Origin of the sequence: Aeromonas sp. 159 (genome assembly GCF_963862045.1) — a bacterium.
In the GTDB taxonomy this organism is placed as follows: Bacteria; Pseudomonadota; Gammaproteobacteria; order Enterobacterales; family Aeromonadaceae; genus Aeromonas; species Aeromonas veronii.
Genome location: NZ_CAWLMI010000102.1, coordinates 1 through 21,099 on the forward strand (window position 1 = coordinate 1; position 21,099 = coordinate 21,099).

Genomic DNA, 21,099 nt, shown 5'->3' on the forward strand with positions numbered 1-21,099 from the left:
CCGCGAAACAGCCCGCCGGAGAGGGCCGGGTCGAGCAGGCTGACCACCTGCAGGTAAAGCCGCGCACCCAGGTTTCCAGCCGATCCAGTTCACCGGCGGCATAGGCGGCACCGACAAAGCTGCCGATGGAGCAGCCAGCGATCAAATCCGGTTTGATGCCGAGGCGTTCAAGGGCGCGGATGACGCCGATATGGGCCCATCCTCTGGCGGCGCCGCTCCCGAGAGCGAGCCCTACGCGGGGTTTACGTGGCACGACAGTCCTCCAAAAAAGGGGTTGAGGGCTCAGCTTACTCCGAGAGTCAGGAGGCGTCACCCTGCCATCTTTCGCTGCGGTTGCGACCGTTGGCCTTGGCCTGATAGAGCGCCACATCGGCACGGCGCACCGCTTCGTGCAGGGGAAGGTTCTCCTGGTGGGGCAGATAGCCGAGGCTGATGGTGACTTCCAGCCCGGGTTCGATGGCGGCCCAGTCGTGATCTGCCACCGCCTTTCTCAGCCGCTCCGCCAGCTCGCCGAGCTGCGTTGCATCAGCGTGGCCAATCAGCAGCAGAAACTCTTCGCCCCCCCAGCGGATCAGACGATCTGTGGGCCTAAGCTGCTGCTGGCAGATCTGCACCAGCCGGATCAGCACGATATCACCGACGGCATGGCCGAAGTTGTCATTGACCCGTTTGAAGTGAGCCGCATCGAACATCAGGATCCCCGCTTGCAACCGGGCCAGATCGCCCGCCTGCTCCAGCAGCACCAGATAGTGGCGGTTGAAGGCACCGGTGAGGGCATCGTGGCATGAGAGGTAATTGAGCCGCTGGTTGAGGCGATGGGATCTCAGGTTGGAGAGGGCGGCCAGCAGCATAAAGAGGATGGCGAGCAGGGTCGGCGTGGACTGGCAGAGCATGGCCCACACCAGCGGCAGCAGGGTGACGTTGTGCACCAGTCGCAACGGGGTATCGGGGATTGCCATGGTCAGCTGCAATGCCCCTTGTTGCCACTGGTATTCGTCGGTCGGCTCGGGGTCTTGCGGCACCACGGGCTGGTGTGCGCTGCTGGCCAGCACCTGATGGTACTGATTGAGCAGCAGATACTCACCCAGCGCTGGTGCCAGTTGATTGAGCTGCGATTGCAAGCGTGAAAGCAGGATGTCCATGCTGATCATCCCTACCAGCGAGCCGTCCTTGTAGAGAGGCTGGGACATGGTGACCATGGTGCCCAGTCCGGCAAAATCTTCGTAGGGGCGGGAGAGAATGGTGTCCCGGCTGGGGTTGGGTGACATCAGCGCATCTTGCCAGTAGTGCTTGTCATAGATGCTGCGGGCAAAACGAAACTGGCTGGAGGGGATCCAGGGATAGAGGTAGATAAAGTTGTCCACGCCAGTGAAGTAGGCCCAGGCGATCTCGCTGCCCAGGCGCTGGCTGGCAGTAGCCAGCAAGGGAGAGAGGCTCAGGGCCAAATGAAGTTGCGCCTCCCGCGCACTGCCGGGGGGCGGCAGCGGGCCGTAACCGGTGAGGTTGCCCGCCAGTCCGGCCGGTAAATCCCCGGGGAGCTTGTCGAGAGCCAGCCCCTCTGGCAGTACCTCGATATGGCGATAGAGCTGGCGGGTGAGCACCGACTGGGGGTCGCTGCGCAGTCGCTCTTCGGCCTGCCCGCGCATCGCCTCCAGAAACACTTCGGTCTGTTTGAACCGATCCCGCAGGTAGATGGCGCTGTTGAGGGTATCGCTCTGGTAGAGGCGTTCTATCTGTTTCAGGCTTTGCCGCAAGGTCAGACCAATCAGCAGGATGACCACGGCGAACAGGAGCCAGGTCAGGCGTGTGAGAAAGCGGTGGTCAGACATTTTGGGCATAGGCAGTCAGTCGGGTTGCGAAGGAAATTGTCGTTAGTGTATGCGATGTGGCGTGAAAACAAACGGCGCGACCTGAAACAGAGTGAGCTTATCCCGCTCTTGTTACGTTTTGTCACATTTATACATAGTCACGGCATAGTCTGGGGCTAAAATGGCCCCAATCTGGATTTACCCTCTCACTCTTCATGGACTGTTCGATGAAAATGCGTATCTGGCTCGGCTTGGGCCTTCTTCTAATCGTGGTTGCCGGCGTCTGGGCGCTGCGTCACAGCGAACCCGCCGCCAAAGCACCGACCAGACAGGTCAATATCCGCACTCAAACCGTCAAACAGAGTCTGGCCGAGCCGACCCTCAAGCTGGTGGGCAAGCTGGCAGCCAATCGCTCCGTCATCATCAGCCCCGAAGTGACCGGTCGCATCGTCAAGATTGCGGTGCAGTCGGGTCAGAGCGTGGCGAAGGGAGAGACCCTGATCGCGCTCGATGCGGGCAAACAGCAGGCTGAGCTGGCCGAGCAGAGCGCCAGTCTGCGCGACGAGAACCGCAAGCTGAGTGATATGCGCAAGCTGGTGGCCCGTGGCGCCGTGACCCAATCCGAGCTGGAGGGGCAGGAGGCCACCGTGGCCCAGGTGCAGGCACGCCTCGATGCCGCCCGCTACGAGCTCTCCCTGCGTACCCTGCAGGCGCCCTTTGCCGGTACCGTGAGCCTGATTGACTTGAGCGAAGGGGCGCTGGTCAACAGCGGCGATACCCTGCTGCATCTCGATGAACTGGACAAACTGCGCCTCGATCTGGCGGTGCCGGAGCGTTACCTCTCCCTGCTGCGCCCGGGCATGGCGGTCACCGCCACCAGTACTGCCTGGCCGGATCAGCAATTCAACGGCACTTTGACCACCCTCGATAGCCGCGTCTCCAACGATACCCAGAACATCAAGGCGCGGGTGATGCTCCCCAATGGCAACGGTCAGTTGCGCCCGGGCATGCTGCTCAATGTGGAGCTGGCACTGCCTGCCCAGCAGCTCACCCTGATCCCCGCCCAGTCGGTGGAGTACGCCGGTGAGCAGCGCTTTGTTTACCGTCTTGAGGCCGATGGCCGAGTCAAGCGGGTGCCTGTAGTGCTCGGCGAGACCGAAGGGGAGACCGTCTGGGTCACCGAGGGGCTCAAGGTCGGCGATCGCATCGTGGTCGAGGGGCTGGTCAATCTGCGTGATGGGGTGCAGGTGCGCGATCTGGCCGAGGTGAACGGCTGATGTGGCTCTCCGATATCTCAGTTCGCCGCCCGCTGGTGGCGGTGGTGCTCAGCGCCCTGCTGACCGTGTTTGGTCTGGTCGCCTTCAGCAAGTTGACGGTGCGGGAGATGCCGGATGTGCAGATCCCGTCGGTCTCCATCACCACCACCTATGAGGGGGCGGCTCCCTCGGTGATGGAGAGTCAGGTCACCAAGCCCATCGAGGATCAGCTCTCCGGCATCAGCGGCATCAAGAATATCAACTCCATGACCCGCAAGGGGCGCTCGATGATCACCGTCGAGTTCAAGCTCGGCTGGAACATGGTGGAGGGGATCTCTGATGTGCGCGATGCCCTCTCCCGCGCCCGGCCACGGCTGCCCGATGATGTGGACGAGCCGCTGGTGACCAAGGACAGCGGCAACGGCGATGTGGCGATCTGGCTCAACTTCAGCAGCAGCCAGATGGATCGCACCGCCATGACCGACTACGCCAACCGCGTGCTGGTCGACCCCCTGAGCTTGGTGGACGGCGTGAGCGAAGTGGCGCTCTCCGGCGATCTCACCCAGGTGATGTATGTACGGCTGCGCCCTGCGGATATGGCGGCCCGTGGCATCACGGTGAGCGATGTGGAAGAGGCCCTCAAGCGGGAGAATATCGAGCTGCCGGGTGGCGAGATCCGCAACAACTCCATGACCATGGCGGTGCAGATCGCCCGTCTCTACCACACAGCGGAAGATTTCCAGCAGCTGCAAGTCACCACCGCCGCCAACGGCCAGAGCGTCTATCTGGCCGATATCGCCGACGTGGAGGTGGGAGCCAAGAACGAAGACAGCGCCTATCAGCGCAACGGCAAAGAGAGTCTGGGTATCGGCATCGTCGCCCAGTCCACCGCCAACCCGCTGGCAGTGGCGCAGGGGATCGAGAAGAAACTCGGCGAGATGCAGCGCTTCCTGCCGGAGGGGGCCAAACTGGAGGTGGATTACGACTCCACCATCTTTATCAAGCAGGCCATCGACGAGGTGTACGAGACCCTGGCCATCTGCGCCGTGCTGGTGGTGGCGGTGCTCTATCTGTTCCTAGGGCAGGGGCGCACCACGCTGATCCCGGCCATTACGGTGCCGGTGTCACTCATCTCCGCCTTTATCGGCGCCTGGTATTTCGGCTTTTCCATCAACCTCATCACCCTCCTGGCGCTGATCCTCGCCATCGGCCTGGTGGTGGATGACGCCATCGTGGTGGTGGAGAATATCCACCACCATCTGCAGCGGGGTGAACCGCCGCTGCTGGCCGCCTGGCACGGCACCCGCGAGGTGGGCTTTGCGGTCATCGCCACCACCGCCGTGCTGGTGATGGTGTTTGTCCCCATCGCCTTTATGGATGGCATGGTGGGGCGGCTCTTTACCGAGTTTGCCATCCTGCTCTCCTTGGCGGTGCTCTGCTCCTCGCTGGTGGCGCTGACCCTCACCCCGGCCATGGGCTCCTGGTTGATGCGCCCGCTGGATAAACCGAACCGGCTCACCGCCGGGCTCGATCGCGGGCTGGGCTGGCTGGAGGGGCACTATCGCCACCTGCTGGCATGGGTGCTGCGTCGCTCCCGCTGGACGCCGCTGGTGCTGCTGCTCTGTCTGGGCGGTATCGGCGCCCTCTTTACCCAACTGCCGACCAGCCTCACCCCGACCGAGGATCGCGGCGTCATCTATGTCTTCGTCAAGGGGGCGGAGGGGACCAGCATCGAGCGGATGAAGCGCAACATGCAGCAGGTGGAGTCCGCCATCATGCCGATGCTGGGCAAAGGGGTAGTGCAGGCGCTGAGCTTCAGTACTCCCGCTTTTGGCCGTGGCGGCGATCAGACCGGTATGGTGATCATCCAGCTCACCGACTGGGCCGAGCGCGACGTCACCGCCACCGAGTTCTCCCGCTCGCTGGGTGCCAAGCTCTCCGGCATTCCCGACGTGATGATCCGCACCTTCCAGCCCGGTTTCCGCGGCGGCTCCACCGCGCCGGTGCAGTTCGTGCTGCAGGGTAACGACTATGCCGAGCTCTACCAGCAAGGGTTGGCGCTGCAACAGGCGGCGCAGGGCAGCGGCCTGATGCTGAGCCCGGATCTCGACTACGCCGAGAAGACTCCCGAGCTGCAGGTGACCATCAATCGCGACAGTGCCAGCCAGCTCGGCATTCCGGTCTCCACCGTGGCCAACAGCTTGCAGACCTTGCTGGGCGGGGCGAGCAAGACCACCTATGTGGACAGGGGCGAGGAGTATGACGTCTACCTGCGCGGCAACCAGACCGAGTTCAACGGCATCTCGGATCTCGGTCGCATCTATCTAAAAGCCGCTAATGGCGAGATGGTCAGTCTCTCAACCCTGGCCACCGTCAAGCAGGTGGCGACCGCCAATCGCCTCAACCACTACCAGCGGCAAAAGGCGATCACCCTGACCGCTGATGTGCATCCCGACCACACCCTGGGTGAGGCCCTCGATTTCCTCGATGGCTGGGCCAACGCCAACCTGCCCACCGGCATGACGGTGGATTACGCCGGTGATTCCAAGGATTACCGCGACAATCAGGGGGAGATGGTGCTGGTCTTTGGCCTCGCCCTGCTGGTGGTCTATCTGGTGCTGGTGGCCCAGTTCGAGAGCACCCTGACCCCGGCGGTGGTGATGGTGACGGTGCCGCTCGGCATCTTCGGCGGTCTGCTCGGCCTCTGGCTGACGGGGCAGGAGATGAGCATTTACAGCCAGATCGGCATGATCATGCTGATCGGCATGGTGACCAAGAACGGCATCCTCATCGTCGAGTTCATCAACCAGCTGCGCCAGCGCGGTGAAGGGTTCGAGGAGGCGATAATCAAAGGTTCGGTGCGTCGTCTGCGCCCCATCCTGATGACTTCGCTCACCGCCATTATCGGTGCGGTGCCGCTGATGCTCTCTATGGGGGCGGGCTACGAGAGCCGGATGGCGGTGGGGACAGTGGTCTTCTTCGGGCTGTCGCTTGCGACCTTGGTTACCTTACTGGTAGTGCCCGCCATCTACCATCTGATCGCCCGTCACGCTGGCATGACAGGGGCGCGGGATCAGCAGGTAGACGAAGCGCTGGCAGCCAAAGGGGCAGGGGAGTCGCACCCTCCGGCGCCCTGATCAGCGCCTTGGCCTGAATCCTGGCCTGAACCCTGACCTGCGCGCTCAAGCGGGGCCAGTTATCAGCCTCATCATCACAAGGGCGCCTGCGGGCGCCCTTGCTATTGCGGGCGGCGGCCTATTCCGCGGGATCTATAGGGACAAAAAGCCATCGCCCCCCTTGGCTGCAACCGGTATAATGCGCGACCCGAATTTTTCCAGGTGTTCAAAATGCAGCCGGTACCCAACCTTTTCTCCTATCCCCGCTATTGGGCCGAGTGCTACGGCACGGCGCCCTTCCTGCCCATGTCCCGCAAAGAGATGGACAAGCTCGGTTGGGACAGCTGCGACGTCATTCTGGTGACGGGGGATGCCTACGTGGATCACCCGAGCTTCGGCATGGCGGTCATCGGCCGCATGCTTGAGGCGCAGGGTTTTCGGGTCGGCATCATCGCCCAGCCGGACTGGTCATCCAAAGATGACTTTATGCGTCTGGGCAAACCGAACCTCTTCTTCGGGGTGACCGCGGGCAACATGGACTCCATGATCAACCGCTACACCTCCGACAAAAAGCTGCGTCACGACGACGCCTACACCCCGGGGGATGTGGGCGGCAAGCGGCCTGATCGCGCCACTCTGGTCTATACCCAGCGCTGCAAGGAGGCCTTCAAGGAGGTCCCCGTCGTTATCGGCGGCATCGAGGCTTCCTTACGCCGCATCGCCCACTACGACTACTGGTCCGAGACCATCCGCCGCTCCATCCTGCTCGATGCCAAGGCCGATATCCTGATTTACGGCAACGCCGAGCGGCCGCTGGTGGAAGTGGCTCACCGCATCGCAGCGGGGGAGACCATCGACACCATGCAGGATATTCGCGGCACCGCCGTCATCCGCAAGGAGCCGCTGCCGGGCTGGAAAGGGGTGGATTCGAGCAAGCTCGACCAGATTGGCCGCATCGATCCCATCCCCAATCCCTATATGGAAGGGGCACCCTGCTCGGACGACGCCACCGAAGCGGCTCCTGCCGCGCAGGAAGCTCAGCCTGTGCTGGTGCAGCCGCCCAAACCCAAGCCGTGGGAAAAAACCTATGTGAAGCTGCCGGCGTTCGAGCGGGTGAAAGAGGACAAGGTGCTCTACGCCCACGCCTCGCGCATTCTGCACCACGAGACCAACCCCGGCTGTGCCCGCGCGCTGGCGCAGGCTCACGGCGATCGCATCGTCTGGGTCAACCCGCCCGCCTTCCCGCTCGAAACCGAGGAGATGGACGGCGTCTTCGGCCTGCCCTACCAGCGAGTGCCGCACCCGGCCTATGGCAACGAGAAGATCCCCGCCTTCGAGATGATCAAGACCTCGGTCAACATCATGCGCGGCTGCTTTGGCGGCTGCTCCTTCTGCTCTATCACCGAGCACGAAGGGCGCATCATCCAGAGCCGCTCGGAAGAGTCGATCCTCAAAGAAATCGAAGATATCCGCGACAAGGTGCCGGGCTTTACCGGCGTCATCTCGGATCTCGGCGGCCCTACCGCCAACATGTACAAGCTGCGCTGCAAGAGCCCCAAGGCCGAGCAGACCTGCCGTCGCGCCTCCTGTGTCTGGCCCACCATCTGCCCGCACATGGACACCGACCACAGCCCGACCATCAACCTCTATCGCAAGGCGCGCGACCTCAAGGGGATCAAGAAGATCCTCATCGCCTCCGGCGTGCGTTACGACATCGCGGTCGAAGATCCCCGCTATATCAAGGAGCTGGCCAAGTACCACGTCGGCGGCTACCTCAAGATCGCGCCGGAACACACCGAGGAGGGGCCGCTCTCCAAGATGATGAAGCCGGGCATGGGCAGCTACTACCAGTTCAAGGAGCTGTTCGACAAATACTCCAAAGAGGCGGGCAAGCAGCAGTACCTGATCCCCTACTTTATCTCCGCCCACCCGGGCACCACCGATGAAGACATGATCAATCTGGCGCTCTGGGTCAAAGAGAACCGCTTCAAGCTCGATCAGGTGCAGAATTTCTACCCGTCGCCGCTCGCCAACGCCACCACCATGTATTACACGGAGAAAAACCCGTTAAACAAGGTGAGCCGCACCGGTGGCGATGTGTTTGTCGCCAAGGGCGAGCGCCGTCGCCGCCTGCACAAGGCGCTGCTGCGCTACCACGATCCCGCAGGCTGGCCAATGATCCGCGAAGCCCTGCTCGCCATGGGCAAGGGCCACCTGATTGGCAACGGCCCCGGCTGTCTGGTGCCTGCAGAGGGTAGGAATGAGCGGCGCAACGAGCGCGCCGCCAGCGGCAAGGGGCTGAAACCGGCCCTGACTCGCCACAGTAACATTGCCCATCAGCGCGGCAACGGTGCTGGCAACAAGACTGCGGGCCAGAGCAACGGCCAGCACGCCAACGGCAGCGCCAACAAGAGCGGCAAGGGCAATGGCAAGCCGCTGGGTTCCGAGCTCAAGTTGGGGAACGGGAAGCCCGCCGGACAAGGCGCAGGCCAGAATGCTGGTAAGAGTGCTGGTAAGGGCAAACCAACTGGCAAACCCGCCCATAAGGGCAAGGCCCCGACCCGTGCCGGCTCCGCCAAACCTGCCACTCAGCAGGGCGGCAAGCCTGCGGCCAAAGGTAATGGTGCCAAGCGACCGGCGCGGTAATATTTCCTGATTGGAAAGCGACAGAAATTAAAAAGGCGACCGGATGGTCGCCTTTTAAAATACACTCTAATTGTAAATATTATATGTTATTTTTGCTGTTTTACTTAAGCATTCTTTTTATTGTGGAGATATAATATTATTAATATCTTCTGAATATGATGAATCTATATTTGTTGCTGTATAGTCAACAGTAGTTGAATAGTCAGCAATATATGTTCCCACAATTTCTTCACTAATCCCTAAAAGATTAGATTTTAATGGGGTGAGGATTACATTTTTCGGGAACGACTCAATTGTATCAATGGTAGCTTTAAAATAAAGAGGATAAGCTAAACATAGTGGTACTTTAGGACGAAAATGAACAATAACATTATCAAAAAACATTGACTGTGATGCTGAGCGAACATGATTTTTATAGAGAGGTATTAAATTAGCATAAAATTCTGATAAACTCTCATTAATATTAGTCTTATTATCTATTTTTAGAGGTTGATTGCACGCCAAGTAAAGGTAATCATATTTTTCATAGTCATTTATATTATGCTCTTTAGTTTCTTTATGTTTTTTTAAAATTGACTCAACACTTTCATGATCATCAAGTGTGAAAACGAATATTTCTTTCCATTCAGAATCGTGTCTGGTTTGAGTTTCATCTGACAATCTTTTTGTTAAAAACTCAGATGTCGATTTATTCCATTCTTCAAGTATGCTTAAAATTTCTTGGTCAGATTTCATTTGTAACCTCGTTGTTGTTGTTTACAGCGAGACGTAAATCATCCACATCAATTTGTTTAAGATAAACTATATTTTCCGATTCATCAAACTTCAAAACTTTAAATAATGCATCCCTTGGGATTAAGACCTCTTCTTCATATGGATAAGCAGAGAAATCCCCTATAAAGCTACCTTTTTTTCTATATATTATAAATTTGAAATCTCGTTGACTGTAAGAAGTGAAGTTAGGGTTTGCTGATGTACTAGTATATGAAGGTATGTGTATTGCAGTTTTTTGTTTTTTTATCTTTTCAATATCTGACTCAGCTAAGTTACTGTACCTCACAACAGGTTTTTGTGTGTCATAATCACCAAGCCATTTTAACGCTAAGTCTATATAGTCAATGGTTTTATTTATTTTTGTATCACCAGAGTTTATTCCGCGAAGATAAGAATTGACATCGTCATAACCATCCTCGGTATAATGGTAAATAGCAGCTGCATATTCTTTTTGTTGTTTGTTAAGGTTAATTGTTTTTCCTGATAGAGCATCCATAATCTGATCGAAATCAAAACTACCCAATACATCATGCATATTTATTATTACTCAATATTTGTTTGATGAGATTTTTAAAAGGTGAGATTTTATTTTTAAGTGAAGCATGCTTTTTATGGCAATTATTTTTCAAGCAATAGAGTTTGGTGTATGTAACTTTCAATACAAGGTGGTAGTCATCATAAAACTCACGCAAATATCCATGAATTGCAGCATCTAATGTGGTTATCGGTGAATTTAAAAATATAGGACATACGTTTATTAGCAAGGTGTAACGCCACTGAGCCACGCGCTACTGCACCTAAGATGTATTCTCTAAATGCTGTATTTTCTGTCCGTAAATCCGGGATACCCGCCTTTCTGGACGAGGTGTATCACCACCGATTCCACGCTACCGCCCGTGGATTACAGCTTCCAATATGCTCCCTTGACCCGCGCTGGCAGCAACCCATCGCAGTTCAACAGGTTCCGGATGGCCATGATAGCCCAAACGAAACCGCAGTGGCGAGCTTTTCAGTGAATTAACTATCAAGAATCAATCGTTTTTTGAGTTTGACCAGCAAATGGAACCGGAAGGCGGCGTTATAGAGGACAATCTGGGACACCCACCTTTCTGAGCAGGGCATAACGCCTACGAATCCCACGCTACCGCCCGTGGATTACAGCTTCCAAAATGCACCCTTGACCTGCGCTGGCAGCAACCCATCGCAGCTCAACAGGTTCTGAATGGCCATGGTAAGCCAAACGAAACTGCCGAGGCGAGCCTTAAAGTGATGTAACTGTCAGAAATGTCTCGTTTTTTGACCTCTATCAAACTCTTCTTGCTCTGCGGCCTTGCCGCCAACCGGACAGATATCGGACGCTGGTTGCTGGCCATCTTGCGGCTATGGTCGGGGGCTGGATTCCCTCAGATTGTTTTACTGGTGCAACGCATAAACGATCTGCTGTTGCGCAGTTGGAACAATCAAGGGGCGGTGCGGGCAGGGTAGCAGGGGCGGGGAGGGAAAAGCAGGAGGTCCGGTAGAGATAAAACCCCCGGCTGGCGCGCTTTACATCAGGTGGTGCCATTTGGTGAAGGGAGTGGTCGATTTAACGGCAATGGGTGACTAGACTAGCTTGGTCCTCTTATGGGGCCCATCAAGCCTGTTTACTGTTAACCATAACCGGAAGGATCCGACATGAAAGCGATGACTGCAGCCCTTTTGCTCCCCCTGATTCCCCTTGCTGTTCAGGCGGGTGCGCCCGTGTGGATCACGATTGGGGCCGATAGCGGGGTTGAACTCAAGCAGGTCAATGCCAAGCTCTCCCCCCTGTTCAGTGCCAGCGGGGCGCCTATCCAGCTGGCCCAGATTGAGGCAAGCGAGCTTGGCTCCCTCTCGCACCTGATGCACGAGGGGCACCAGCGCTGCGGCGGCTATGTGGTGCACACGACCCTGGCCGATGCGCTGCAGAGCATGGCCCAGCCCCTCAGCCAAAACCTGTTCAGCGCACCACCGTTGACCCAAGGGGCCAGTGTCAACCGGCTGCTGCCCCATCTGGATCAAGGCAATATCGCCAGCACCATCAGCAAGCTATCCGGCTGGCGCAACCGCTACTACACCACCCCCACCGGCACGCAATCCGCCGACTGGGTAGCCAGCCAGTGGCAGAGCCTCGGTAGCGCCCTGCCATGGGCCAGCGTCAGCCGGGTCAAACATAGCGGCTACCCGCAACAATCCGTGGTGCTGACCCTCAAGGGAAGCCGCTATCCGGACGAGGTGGTGGTGCTCGGCGGCCATCTCGATTCCACTGCAGGCTCGGCCCCCAACAGCAAGACGCTGGCCCCCGGCGCCGATGATGACGCCTCCGGCATCGCTACCCTGACCGAGGTGCTGCGGGTCATCGCGGAACAGGGCCGCCAGCCGGAGCGTACCCTGCAATTTATCGGCTATGCGGCAGAGGAGGTGGGCTTGCGGGGCTCCAAGGATATCGCCAGTCGCTACAAGGCGGCCAACACCAGGGTATTGGCCGCGCTCCAGCTGGACATGACCAACTACAAGGGCTCGGCGAACGATATCGTCTTTATGACCGACTACACCGACAAGGGGTTGACCGGCTACCTCACCCAGCTGATCGATGCCTACCTGCCGCAAGTCAGCTATGGCTATGACAGCTGTGGCTATGGTTGCTCGGATCACGCCTCCTGGCACAATCAGGGCTACCCCGCCGCCATGCCGTTCGAGTCACGCTTCAGCGAATACAACCCCAGGATCCACACGGCGCAGGATACGTTGCAAAACTCGGATCCCTCGGCTGGCCACGCTCTCAAGTTTGCCCAGCTGGCGACCAGCTTTGCCGTTGAAATGGGCAAGATCAACTGAGTCACAGGCCGCTGTGCAAGCCAAAAGGAAGGAAGTCTCGGCTTCCTTCCTTTTTTCTATCTTCTGTGCGGCTTTGTCCCCCGTCATACAAAAAGCCCCGAGAGCAGGGCGCTTTCGGGGAAGAGGAAAAACATCGACAAGGCATTACAAAGGCATTGGGTTCACACCTGAACCGTATCAGGCATCGACATAGAGCACCTGACCGCTAATAAAGCCATCGACGGAGCGCTCAAACGCCTTGCCGACCAGGGCGCCCGGCACCGGCTGGAAGCCTGGCATCATCTCGCCATATACGTCCCACGCCTCTTCCAGTACGGTCGGGTTGACCACATTGATGCGGATGCCGCGGGGCAGCTCGTGGGCCACGCACTGGACAAAGGTATCGATGGCGCCGCTGGTGGTGGCATCGGCAATGGCCAGCGGGATCGGCTTGATATTGAGGATGCCGGAGATCAGGGTGAAGGAGCCCCCCTGATTGATGTAGTTGAGGCCGATATTGACCAGATTTATCTGCCCCATCAGCTTGCTCTGGATGGTGGTTTGCCACTGCTCGTCGCTCATCTCGCCAAAGGGGGCGTATTCGCAAAATCCTGCGGTATTGACCACCGCATCGAAGGAGCCCACGTTTTGGTAGAGCCGCTCGATAGACTCTCTGCTGGTGATATCCACCTGAAAATCACACCCCTCGCCGGAGCGGCTGGCGGTAATGACTTTGTGCTTGCCCAGACCACTGAGGGCGGCTTGCCCCATTTTCCCCTGAGCACCAATCAGAATGACAGTTTTCATCGTTAACCTCGCTTTGCTGGAAGAGCTGCAAGGTTAGAGAGCCACTGATACAATGTAAATCATGGGTGATTTGTATGTGATACAACTGAAATTGGTGAGGTTAGGGTGGAGAAGATCGATATCAGGCAGATGCGGGTGCTGGTGCTGCTGGTGAGATACAAGAGCGTGTCGCGGGTGGCCGAGCTGCTGGAGATCTCCCAACAGGGGGTGAGCAGCCATCTGAAAAAGCTGCGAGATCTCTTTCCCGCCGAGCTCTTTATCCGCCAGAGCGCCGGATTGCAGCCGACCGACTACGCCTGCGAGCTGGCCGACAAGTTCGAGCTGATCCTGGCCGATATTGACGGGGTCTTTGTGGCTGCCCCCTTCGATCCCGCCAGCAGCCAGCGCACCTTCAGGGTGATGGCCAACGAATATGCCCAGCTTGCCATTATCCCAAGGCTGGCGAGCGCCCTGCGCACTCAGGCGCCCTCCATCCGGCTCGATGTGGTGGACTTTCAGGCCGAAGCGCATCTGGAGGCGCTGGCCAGCGGCGAGGTCGATCTGGTGATTGGTTTTGATGCCTATCTCGACCCGGGGTTGCTGCGTGCCACCCTGCGCCGGGATCACTACTGCTGCGTGCTGCGCCGCGACTCCCGATATCTTCCGGACAACGCCCCGCAGGATATGGCGGCCATCCCCTTTGTGCAGTTTGCCAACAGCGTCGGCAATTTCGAAGGGCAGATGAGCCCGCAGCAGGTCGCCAGCGCGGCGGTGGCGACGCTCCCCTGTTACACCTCGCTGCAAGCCTTTATGTCGGTCAATGATGTTGCGGCCTGCATTCCGTCGGCCATCGCCGCCCTCGGCGATTTTCGCGTGCTGGAGCTGGCCGGGGCGCCGCAGCAGTTCGAAGTGGTGGTCGGCAGACATCGCAAAAGTCAGGGCAATCTCGCCATCGAGTGGCTGGCCGAGGTGATCAAGTCGGTTTGCGATCTTGCCATGCCTAGATAACATCGCCGTTTGCCGAGAGCTGCACATGCCAGCCAGTGCGCTAACGGCAGGCTGGATCTGCGGGACAAATCCTGCGATGGTGCGGGCAGTTATCCGCTTGTCCCGTTATCGAGTGAAAAGGAGTTGAGATGCGCATTGCCATGATTGGTCTGGGGGATATCGCCCAGAAAGCCTATCTGCCGCTGCTGGCGAGCGACGAGCGGATCACCCCGCTGCTCTGCACCCGCAATCCATCTGTGCTGGAGAAGCTGGCCCGCCAGTATCGGGTCGCCGAGTGCTTTACCGATGTGGCGGCCCTGCTGGCCAGCCGTCCCGACGCCGTGATGATCCACGCCGCGACCGCCGTTCACCGCGAGCTGGCCGAGCAGTGCTTGCGCGCAGGGATCCCCACCTTTGTCGACAAGCCCCTGTGCGACAATCTGGCCGAGGCAGAAGCGCTGGCCAACCTCGCCATCGCGCAAGATTGCCCCCTCTTTACCGGCTTTAACCGCCGCTATCTGCCCGCCATGGCCGAGGCGCGCGCCCAGCCGCTCACCGAGCTGAACTGGCAGAAACACCGCTTCGCCCTGCCCGGCAAGGTGCGGGATTTTATGTTCGACGACTTTATCCATGTGCTCGACAGCCTCTGCTTCTATGGCGGCGTGCCGGGCGGCGACTTTCATGCGGTATTGCGCCCCGATGCGCAGGATAACAGCTTGTTGGCCGGGGTAAGCGTCAGTTGGCAGAGCGGCGATCGCGCCATCAGCGGCAGCATGAACCGCAGCGCTGGGATCACCGAGGAGCGCATCGATGTCTACGGCGACAATCTCTCCCTGCACCTTGAGAACTGCACCCGCGGCAGCATCGCCCGCGACAAGCAGGCGCAGATGCTTAGCCCCAACGACTGGCAGCCGGTGCTGGCCCAGCGCGGCTTTGCCGCCATGCTGGCGCACTGGTATCAGCAGATTGAAATCGGCAAGGCGGATAGCGAGCTGATTACCTCCTACCTGCACGGCCACCGGCTGGCTGAGCAGCTGGTGGCGCTGGCTGACAAGCGGGAATAAGGCTGGCTGGAAGTCTCAGAGATATGAATACGAGGTGCGCGAAGATAGCGCACCAAACACAACGGGGGGCCGCAGTTGCGGCCCCCCGTTGTTATGGGATGAGATGCATGGGATCAGATGCACTTCACCGGCTTGGGCAGGCCGCCAATCTTGGTCGCCTGCTTGGCTGGCCCTTCCGGGAACAGCTTGTAGAGGTAGCGGCTGTTGCCCTTCTCGGGACCGTACTGCTTTTCCATCGCCTTGACCAGCGCGCGGATGGCGGGGGAGGTGTTGAACTCCAGATAGAAGGCGCGCACAAAGCGCACCACTTCCCAGTGCGGCTCCTCAAGCGTGATACCCTCCTGCGCGGCCAGTACCAGCGCCAGCTCCTCGCTCCAGTCATTGCTGTTGAGCAGGTAGCCCTTGGCATCGGTCTCGATGAGTTGGCCGTTGAATTCCAGCTGATGTTTTTCGGACGCAGACATGAGGGCTCCTCGCTAATGGGGCTATCAGGATTGGGCGGGCATGGTATCGCCTTGATCCCCGGTGAGCAACCGGCTCTCGTTGGCCAGATGCAGCAGCTGATCCGCCAGCTCGCTGATCAGGTTGAGCTGCTGGGTCAGCATCAGCTGCTCCTCGCTGCTGTCTGCACTGCTGTCCGTGCAAAGAAGGGGGCTCTGACCACCGATGGAGCTGGAGGGGTTGCCCGCCAGATGACCGGCGGCCTGCTCTAGGGTGTGGCAGATGTGGTGGCGCACCTCATCCAGCCCGCTGATGGCCTCCAGCTTGTCGCGATGGGCCCCCAGCGCCGAGATGTAGGAGAGCAGGGCGTGGTTGCGCCAGGTGAGGGTAAAGCAGAGATCGAGGAAGCGGCGGCGCTTTTGCGGCTCCACCAGCATGCTCTGCCAAGCGGTGGCCAGCTCGCTGTCCGCCAGATGGGCGCTCTTGCGTGCCACCCGATAGTCGATGGATTCGTCCCGCTGCTGCTTGAGGCTCGCCAGCACCGCCGAGAGGTAGCGGGCGTTTGCAGACAGCGAATTGGCGATAAGCGTTGGTAGCCGTTTGTACTGCCAGTCCGGCCAGAGCCAGGCCACCAGCCCGTAGGAGATCAGGCAGCCGAGCAGGGTATCGAGTAGCCGTGGCCCGAGGATCGCAAAGCCGATGCCATCGAGCAGGTTGAACGCCATCAGCACGTAGAGGGTGATAAAGCAGACCGCGGCGCTGTAGTTGTTGCGCACCTGGGTGAAAAACAGGAAAGCGGCCAGCCCCATCACCACCAGCTGGACGTGCAGATCGGGGAAGAGCCAGAGCACCGGAATACCCACCAGAATACCAGCGAAGGTGCCGAGCATCCGCTGCACCAGTCGGCGGCGGGTGGCGCTGTAGCTGGGCTGGCAGACAAACAGCACGGTCAGCAAAATCCAGTAGCCCTTTTCCAGATCAAAGGCTTGCAGTATGCCGTAGCCGATCACCAGCCCGAGTGACAAACGCAGCGCATGGCGAAACACCATGGAGTGCAAGGTGAGGTGCTGCTTGAGCTGGGCCAGCAGCGGCAGGCGGGGCGGGCGCGCCAGCGCGGGCAGCTCCTGCTCCGGTTGCTCGGGGTTTTGCAACACTTCGGCGCTGCCCAGCAGCTGGTTGATGCTGGCCAGATTGCGGCGCAGGAACTTCATCGGCGTCAGCAGGGTTTTCGGGTAGTGCTGCTTGAGATTGGTGAACTCCAGCTGATCGCCAAGGGCCTCCAGCGTCCAGTGGATGCGCTTGTTATGGGCGTAGGGCTTGTGCACCAGAATGGCGTAACCCAGCCGCTGGCACGCCTCGGAGAGCTGCAGGAACACCTCCTGAAATCCTTCCAGCACTATGCCCTGCTTGAGCTCGGCTTCCAGTCGGCTGTAGGGATAGTGGCTGGAGGTGGCGCGCTCGTGGATTTCCAGCGCCAGCAGGTAGAGGCGCAGCAGGCTGGCCAGCTCGGGGCTCGCCGGATGGCGGCGGCTCAGGCGGGCGTTGAGGGCCGACTTGGTGAGGGTCAGCGCGCTCACCAGATTGATGTTGAGCTGGGCCAGATTGTGGCGAATGGCCTGGGCGCCGTGCTCGTCCGCCGGGAAGAAGCGGGATTTTTCCAGCAGGTAGCGACCAAGGGCGAAGTAGCTTTGGGCCAGCTGCTCGTGCAGGGTCTTGTAGGGCAGCAGCCAGAGCCAGATAAACGAGACCAGCCCGTACCAGAGGGCGCCAGCGCCGAGCGCCAGCGGCTGGTAGAAGAGATCCGGCGCCTTGGCGGCTCCCAGCATGGTGTAGATGGCGATCAGCAGCGAGCCGAAGCTGATGGTTGCGTAGCGGGCGCCGAGCGCCCCCACCATCACGAAGATAAAGGTGGAGCTGGCCAGCCCGATGGCAAACAGCCAGGGGGTGGGGTAGAGATACTGCACACACAGGGACGCAAATATGAAGCAGATCAGCGTCATGGCGAGGTTCTTGAGCCGTCCCCACAGGCTGTCGTCGGTTTCGGCGATTGCACCTGCCACTACCCCGAGGGAGAGCAGCACGGTGAGCTGGATATTGCCGGTAGCCAGGGTGAAGGCGAGCAGACCGAGAATGGCCAGCAACACCTTGAGAGCGAAGTAGATGTGACTATCGGTCAGCAGTCGGCGTAACAAACCGGAGAATTCCATGGGCATGCTAGGCACCACCCTTGAGCGAAGCAAAATCGATGTGACTATCAATCAGCAGTCGGCGCAGCAGGCCAGAGAGATCCATCGGCATGAGACAGGTGAAACCCTTGATCGAAACGAGAGCGAGATAGTAACCCGCCAAGCGCGAAGTGGCCCTGATCCAAATCAGGGCCACTTCGCTTCATATCCTTGATTTACAACTTATCCTGACAGAAAGAGGAGCCAATAAAAACCCCGCCGAAGCGGGGTTTCTGATTAGTTGCGGTTGCCGCCAAGCAGGCTCAGCAAGCTCAGGAAGATGTTGTAGATGGAGACATACAGGGTGACGGTGGCAGAGATGTAGTTGGTCTCGCCGCCGCGCACGATCTGCTGGGTAGTCAGCAGGATGGCACCGGAGGAGAAGAGCATGAACATGGCGGACAGAGCCAGGCTCAGGGCGCTCATCTGCAGGAAGATGTTGGCAATCATGGCCACCAGCAGTACCCAGAAACCGACGAACAGCATGCCGCCGATGAAAGAGAGGTCACGCTTGGTAGTCAGGGCATAGGCCGACAGACCGAAGAAGGTGAGCGCGGTGCCGCCAAGGGCGGTCATCACGATCTCGCCACCACCATTGTTCATGTACATGTTGATGATGGGGCCCAGGCTATAGCCCAGCAGACCGGTCAGGGCGAAGGTGAAGACCAGCCCCATACCGTTGTTGCGATTCTTCTCGGTCAGGAACATCAGACCGTAGACACCGATCAGGAACACGGCCCAGTGCAGCGGCGGCATGTTCATCACGGTAGCGACCCCCGCCACCACGGCAGAGAAGCCCAGAGTGAGGGAGAGCAGCATATAGGTGTTACGCAGCACCTTGTTGGTATCGCGTACGGCACTTTGGGTGCCAGTGTAGATAGAACGGGTATCCATCTTGGGTGTCCTCTTGATGTCCGGGTGAGACGGCGAGCAGCCGCCTCGTGATCGCTGTTTGTTACTGCATGTTTACGCATTGTATGTAGAACAAATAGGGATGACGAGGAACAATTTCAAGCCACCTGCCATTTTGCTCCCGCACACTATCCCACAGGAAATATGTATTGCATATGAACAAGGGCTTAGCGTAGTATGCACGCCGTTCGGAGGGGTGGCAGAGCGGCTGAATGCACCGGTCTTGAAAACCGGCGATGGGCGACCATCCGTGGGTTCAAATCCCACCTCCTCCGCCATATTCAAAGAGAAAGCCCAAGCGGTCACCCGCTTGGGCTTTTTCGTATCTGCCGTATTTGGCATTTCAACGGACACGTCACATGGACGATAAAGATGGCTCGGGTTGTCCCTGAGCCATTTTCACCTTGAATGATGGCTTAGATCCGCCCCTGATAGCGCAGGGGGAAGCGGCCCTGACTGTCGGGCTGGCCGAGGAAGGGGAGCCCTTGCTGCATCTGCGGTGGTAGTTCGGGGCCTGGTTTCAGGGTGCCCTGGAACAGGTATTGGCCATTGGGTTGCAGCTCGAGGCGACCGATGGTCTGCACCGCATCGGAGCTCTGCTTGAGTTCAGCCACCAGTCTGGAGTCGAGGCAGGTGAGCTTCAGCTCGGGGTCGGCCAGATCCAGCTTGCCCGCCGGGGTATCGGCACTGGCGTTGTACCAGTCGAGGTTGCCGTAGAGGTTGTCACACCAGGGGTTGCCCTGGGCAAATTGCTCCACCTTGAGTTGCAGCTGGCCGGTGACGGTGATCGGGATCGGCAGGCGCATCGGCACCCGGCTCAGCAACCAGGGGGCGGGGGCGTTGAGGGTCAGATCGCGGCCGAAGGCGGCGCCATTCCAGCCGACAACGCCCTGACCATTGAGGCCGGTGCGATCGCCAAAGCGAATGGCCACTTCGGGGGCGAAGCGCAGCAGCGACCAGCCGTTGAGATCCCAGCGCAGCTGGTTCACCGATTCGCTGGCATATTGCAGTCGGGCAATCTGGCCACTCCAGAGCGTGCCGCTCACCCCTTCCAGTTTCAGCAGGTTGGCAACATTGGCAGGCAGCGGCAGATGGCGAGCCACCAGTGCCGCGGGCAGGGTAGCCAGCAGGAAGAGCAGATAGGCGGCCAGAAACAGGCTGGCAATCAGGATGCGTTTTTTCATTGTGGACGACTCAACTGCAAACGTCTGACCTTGACCAGACCCGGGGCCAGATCCTCGCGGGCGATCTCGATGATTTGAACCTGAATGCCGTGCTGCTCCACCAGCGTGGAGAGCCAGAGCAGCAAGTCATCGAACTGGACCGTGTCGATCCACACTTGCAGCTCCTGCGCCTGGGGTTGCAGCCGGGCAATCTTGATCTTGTGGTTGAAGGCGGTGCGGTTGACCACCCCTTCCAGGGTGCCGCTGGTATCGATCTGGCGACCCGAGCCCCCTTGCATGGCCAGCACCTCTTCACCCTTCTCCTTGAGCCAGGCGAGAGTCTGCTGCTGGTTCTGCACCTGCCGCTCCCGCTCTGCGATGCGGTTGGCGATGGGCTGCCAGACGCTCCAGTAGAAGAGACCGACCAGCAGCAGAACGCCGCCTGCGACCACCAGCCGCTGTTCCCGTGCGGTGATGCCGTGCCACCAGCTCTGCAATTTTTCCATCATGATGATTTACCCTTGAGCACCAGTGCGCCCTCTACCTTGCCCTCGGTGCTGCGCACCTCGCCTTGCTGTACCTCGAATTGCTTGCCGGCCAGCTCGCGGAACCGCTCGATCTCGGCGAAGCCGGGGGCGGTCACCTGCAGCCGCAGCTCGCGGCGACTGGCATCAAAGCGCATCACCTGCGGTTTCAGACCGGGGACTTCGGCAAAGGTGGGGGCCAGCTCGGTGAGCATCAGCAGCACGCCGTTTTGCGGGGCTTGTCCCATCTGTTGCAGATGCTGGTTCATTTGGCTGCGCACGTTCACGATGCGGCTCTCACCCGGGAAGATGCGGGTATAGACGGCACGGATCTCCGCTTTCAGCGCCTTGTCCTGCTCGGTGAGCTGATAGAGCTGCACGCCGCGCTGGCCGAGGGCCACCAGCAGCAACAGACCCGCAGTGATGGCTACCTTGCGCCACTGCAACCAATAGCGGGCATATTCGGTCTGCGGCCGGTAGGGGCCGGTCAGCAGGTTGGCCCGGCAGGTGAGTGCCCCTTTGGCCAGCAGCAGCATGGGCAGCTCGGGCTCCGCCGCCTGCC

At 59.3% G+C, this 21,099-nt stretch carries 15 protein-coding genes, 1 tRNA gene and 2 pseudogenes; 7 read left to right on the forward strand and 11 right to left on the reverse strand.

The genetic code is table 11. The features are described from left to right. Positions 1-253 (reverse strand): annotated as a pseudogene (locus AACR14_RS15695) (patatin-like phospholipase family protein); the annotation flags it as partial. A 46-nt stretch (positions 254-299) separates the two neighbouring features. Further along, entirely contained in the window at positions 300-1,838 is a 1,539-nt protein-coding gene (locus tag AACR14_RS15700; RefSeq protein WP_019446860.1) for a sensor domain-containing diguanylate cyclase, read from the reverse strand. A gap of 197 nt (positions 1,839-2,035) precedes the next feature. Here AACR14_RS15700 and AACR14_RS15705 point away from each other — a divergent pair, with 197 nt between their 5' ends. The 3 genes from AACR14_RS15705 (at position 2,036) to AACR14_RS15715 (ending at position 8,826) form a co-directional block, all read left to right on the forward strand. Continuing rightward, positions 2,036-3,085, forward strand: coding sequence for an efflux RND transporter periplasmic adaptor subunit (locus AACR14_RS15705; protein WP_019446861.1), 1,050 nt, complete (start codon positions 2,036-2,038; stop codon positions 3,083-3,085). After that, on the forward strand, positions 3,085-6,201 hold the full coding sequence (locus AACR14_RS15710) for an efflux RND transporter permease subunit (RefSeq protein ID WP_019446862.1): 3,117 nt from the start codon (positions 3,085-3,087) through the stop codon (positions 6,199-6,201). Before AACR14_RS15705 ends, AACR14_RS15710 begins: the two co-directional genes overlap by 1 nt. A gap of 210 nt (positions 6,202-6,411) precedes the next feature. Continuing rightward, positions 6,412-8,826, forward strand: a complete 2,415-nt coding sequence (locus AACR14_RS15715) for a YgiQ family radical SAM protein (RefSeq protein WP_019446863.1) — start codon at positions 6,412-6,414, stop codon at positions 8,824-8,826. 117 nt (positions 8,827-8,943) lie between these two features. On the opposite strand, the gene AACR14_RS15720 is transcribed toward AACR14_RS15715, so the two are convergent. Continuing rightward, entirely contained in the window at positions 8,944-9,561 is a 618-nt protein-coding gene (locus tag AACR14_RS15720; RefSeq protein ID WP_156808842.1) for a hypothetical protein, read from the reverse strand. Further along, positions 9,551-10,135 (reverse strand): ADP-ribosyltransferase, encoded by a 585-nt coding sequence (locus AACR14_RS15725; RefSeq protein WP_019446864.1) that lies wholly within the window; start codon positions 10,133-10,135, stop codon positions 9,551-9,553. Before AACR14_RS15725 ends, AACR14_RS15720 begins: the two co-directional genes overlap by 11 nt. 1,139 nt (positions 10,136-11,274) lie before the next feature. Here AACR14_RS15725 and AACR14_RS15730 point away from each other — a divergent pair. Then, entirely contained in the window at positions 11,275-12,456 is a 1,182-nt protein-coding gene (locus AACR14_RS15730; protein ID WP_019446866.1) for a M28 family metallopeptidase, read from the forward strand. 177 nt (positions 12,457-12,633) lie between these two features. Here AACR14_RS15730 and AACR14_RS15735 read toward each other — a convergent pair whose 3' ends face one another. Beyond that, the gene (locus AACR14_RS15735; protein WP_005347588.1) at positions 12,634-13,242 is read right to left on the reverse strand and encodes a short chain dehydrogenase; all 609 of its coding nucleotides are present in this window, start codon (positions 13,240-13,242) and stop codon (positions 12,634-12,636) included. A gap of 105 nt (positions 13,243-13,347) precedes the next feature. Here AACR14_RS15735 and AACR14_RS15740 point away from each other — a divergent pair, with 105 nt between their 5' ends. After that, complete coding sequence (locus tag AACR14_RS15740) at positions 13,348-14,229, forward strand: LysR family transcriptional regulator (RefSeq protein ID WP_019446867.1); 882 nt, start codon at positions 13,348-13,350, stop codon at positions 14,227-14,229. 128 nt (positions 14,230-14,357) lie between these two features. Then, positions 14,358-15,272 carry a Gfo/Idh/MocA family protein gene (locus AACR14_RS15745; protein WP_019446868.1) on the forward strand — a complete coding sequence of 305 codons (915 nt, stop codon included), beginning with the start codon at positions 14,358-14,360 and terminating at the stop codon, positions 15,270-15,272. Positions 15,273-15,385: 113 nt separating this feature from the next. On the opposite strand, the gene AACR14_RS15750 is transcribed toward AACR14_RS15745, so the two are convergent. The 3 genes from AACR14_RS15750 to AACR14_RS15760 all read right to left on the reverse strand — a co-directional run bounded on the left by AACR14_RS15750 (position 15,386) and on the right by AACR14_RS15760 (position 18,832). Then, on the reverse strand, positions 15,386-15,736 hold the full coding sequence (locus AACR14_RS15750; protein WP_019446869.1) for a TusE/DsrC/DsvC family sulfur relay protein: 351 nt from the start codon (positions 15,734-15,736) through the stop codon (positions 15,386-15,388). A gap of 24 nt (positions 15,737-15,760) precedes the next feature. Continuing rightward, positions 15,761-17,926, reverse strand: a complete 2,166-nt coding sequence (yccS, locus tag AACR14_RS15755) for a YccS family putative transporter (RefSeq protein ID WP_019446870.1) — start codon at positions 17,924-17,926, stop codon at positions 15,761-15,763. A 249-nt stretch (positions 17,927-18,175) separates the two neighbouring features. After that, positions 18,176-18,832: a Bax inhibitor-1/YccA family protein gene (locus AACR14_RS15760; RefSeq protein WP_005338308.1), complete on the reverse strand. Its 657-nt coding sequence runs from the start codon at positions 18,830-18,832 to the stop codon at positions 18,176-18,178. Positions 18,833-19,040: 208 nt separating this feature from the next. On the opposite strand from AACR14_RS15760, the gene AACR14_RS15765 reads away from it, so the two are divergent. After that, positions 19,041-19,128, forward strand: a tRNA-Ser gene (locus tag AACR14_RS15765). Between the two features lie 138 nt (positions 19,129-19,266). On the opposite strand, the gene exeN is transcribed toward AACR14_RS15765, so the two are convergent. From exeN to exeL, 3 genes and pseudogenes are all read right to left on the reverse strand, one after another. Continuing rightward, positions 19,267-20,034 carry a GspN family type II secretion system protein ExeN gene (exeN, locus tag AACR14_RS15770; RefSeq protein WP_019446872.1) on the reverse strand — a complete coding sequence of 256 codons (768 nt, stop codon included), beginning with the start codon at positions 20,032-20,034 and terminating at the stop codon, positions 19,267-19,269. Beyond that, positions 20,031-20,522: a GspM family type II secretion system protein ExeM gene (exeM, locus tag AACR14_RS15775; RefSeq protein WP_005338305.1), complete on the reverse strand. Its 492-nt coding sequence runs from the start codon at positions 20,520-20,522 to the stop codon at positions 20,031-20,033. Before exeM ends, exeN begins: the two co-directional genes overlap by 4 nt. Continuing rightward, positions 20,519-21,099 (reverse strand): annotated as a pseudogene (gene exeL, locus AACR14_RS15780) (GspL family type II secretion system protein ExeL); the annotation flags it as partial. The gene exeM and the pseudogene exeL, both read right to left, overlap by 4 nt.

What these genes read in the sequence shown, in the direction of transcription:
- AACR14_RS15700 (WP_019446860.1), bottom strand. Translation starts at nt 1,838, where the DNA reads ATGCCCAAAATGTCTGACCACCGCTTTCTCACACGCCTGACCTGGCTC.
- AACR14_RS15705 (WP_019446861.1), top strand. Translation starts at nt 2,036, where the DNA reads ATGAAAATGCGTATCTGGCTCGGCTTGGGCCTTCTTCTAATCGTGGTT.
- AACR14_RS15710 (WP_019446862.1), top strand. Translation starts at nt 3,085, where the DNA reads ATGTGGCTCTCCGATATCTCAGTTCGCCGCCCGCTGGTGGCGGTGGTG.
- AACR14_RS15715 (WP_019446863.1), top strand. Translation starts at nt 6,412, where the DNA reads ATGCAGCCGGTACCCAACCTTTTCTCCTATCCCCGCTATTGGGCCGAG.
- AACR14_RS15720 (WP_156808842.1), bottom strand. Translation starts at nt 9,561, where the DNA reads ATGAAATCTGACCAAGAAATTTTAAGCATACTTGAAGAATGGAATAAA.
- AACR14_RS15725 (WP_019446864.1), bottom strand. Translation starts at nt 10,135, where the DNA reads ATGCATGATGTATTGGGTAGTTTTGATTTCGATCAGATTATGGATGCT.
- AACR14_RS15730 (WP_019446866.1), top strand. Translation starts at nt 11,275, where the DNA reads ATGAAAGCGATGACTGCAGCCCTTTTGCTCCCCCTGATTCCCCTTGCT.
- AACR14_RS15735 (WP_005347588.1), bottom strand. Translation starts at nt 13,242, where the DNA reads ATGAAAACTGTCATTCTGATTGGTGCTCAGGGGAAAATGGGGCAAGCC.
- AACR14_RS15745 (WP_019446868.1), top strand. Translation starts at nt 14,358, where the DNA reads ATGCGCATTGCCATGATTGGTCTGGGGGATATCGCCCAGAAAGCCTAT.
- AACR14_RS15750 (WP_019446869.1), bottom strand. Translation starts at nt 15,736, where the DNA reads ATGTCTGCGTCCGAAAAACATCAGCTGGAATTCAACGGCCAACTCATC.
- yccS (WP_019446870.1), bottom strand. Translation starts at nt 17,926, where the DNA reads ATGCCCATGGAATTCTCCGGTTTGTTACGCCGACTGCTGACCGATAGT.
- AACR14_RS15760 (WP_005338308.1), bottom strand. Translation starts at nt 18,832, where the DNA reads ATGGATACCCGTTCTATCTACACTGGCACCCAAAGTGCCGTACGCGAT.
- exeN (WP_019446872.1), bottom strand. Translation starts at nt 20,034, where the DNA reads ATGAAAAAACGCATCCTGATTGCCAGCCTGTTTCTGGCCGCCTATCTG.
- exeM (WP_005338305.1), bottom strand. Translation starts at nt 20,522, where the DNA reads ATGATGGAAAAATTGCAGAGCTGGTGGCACGGCATCACCGCACGGGAA.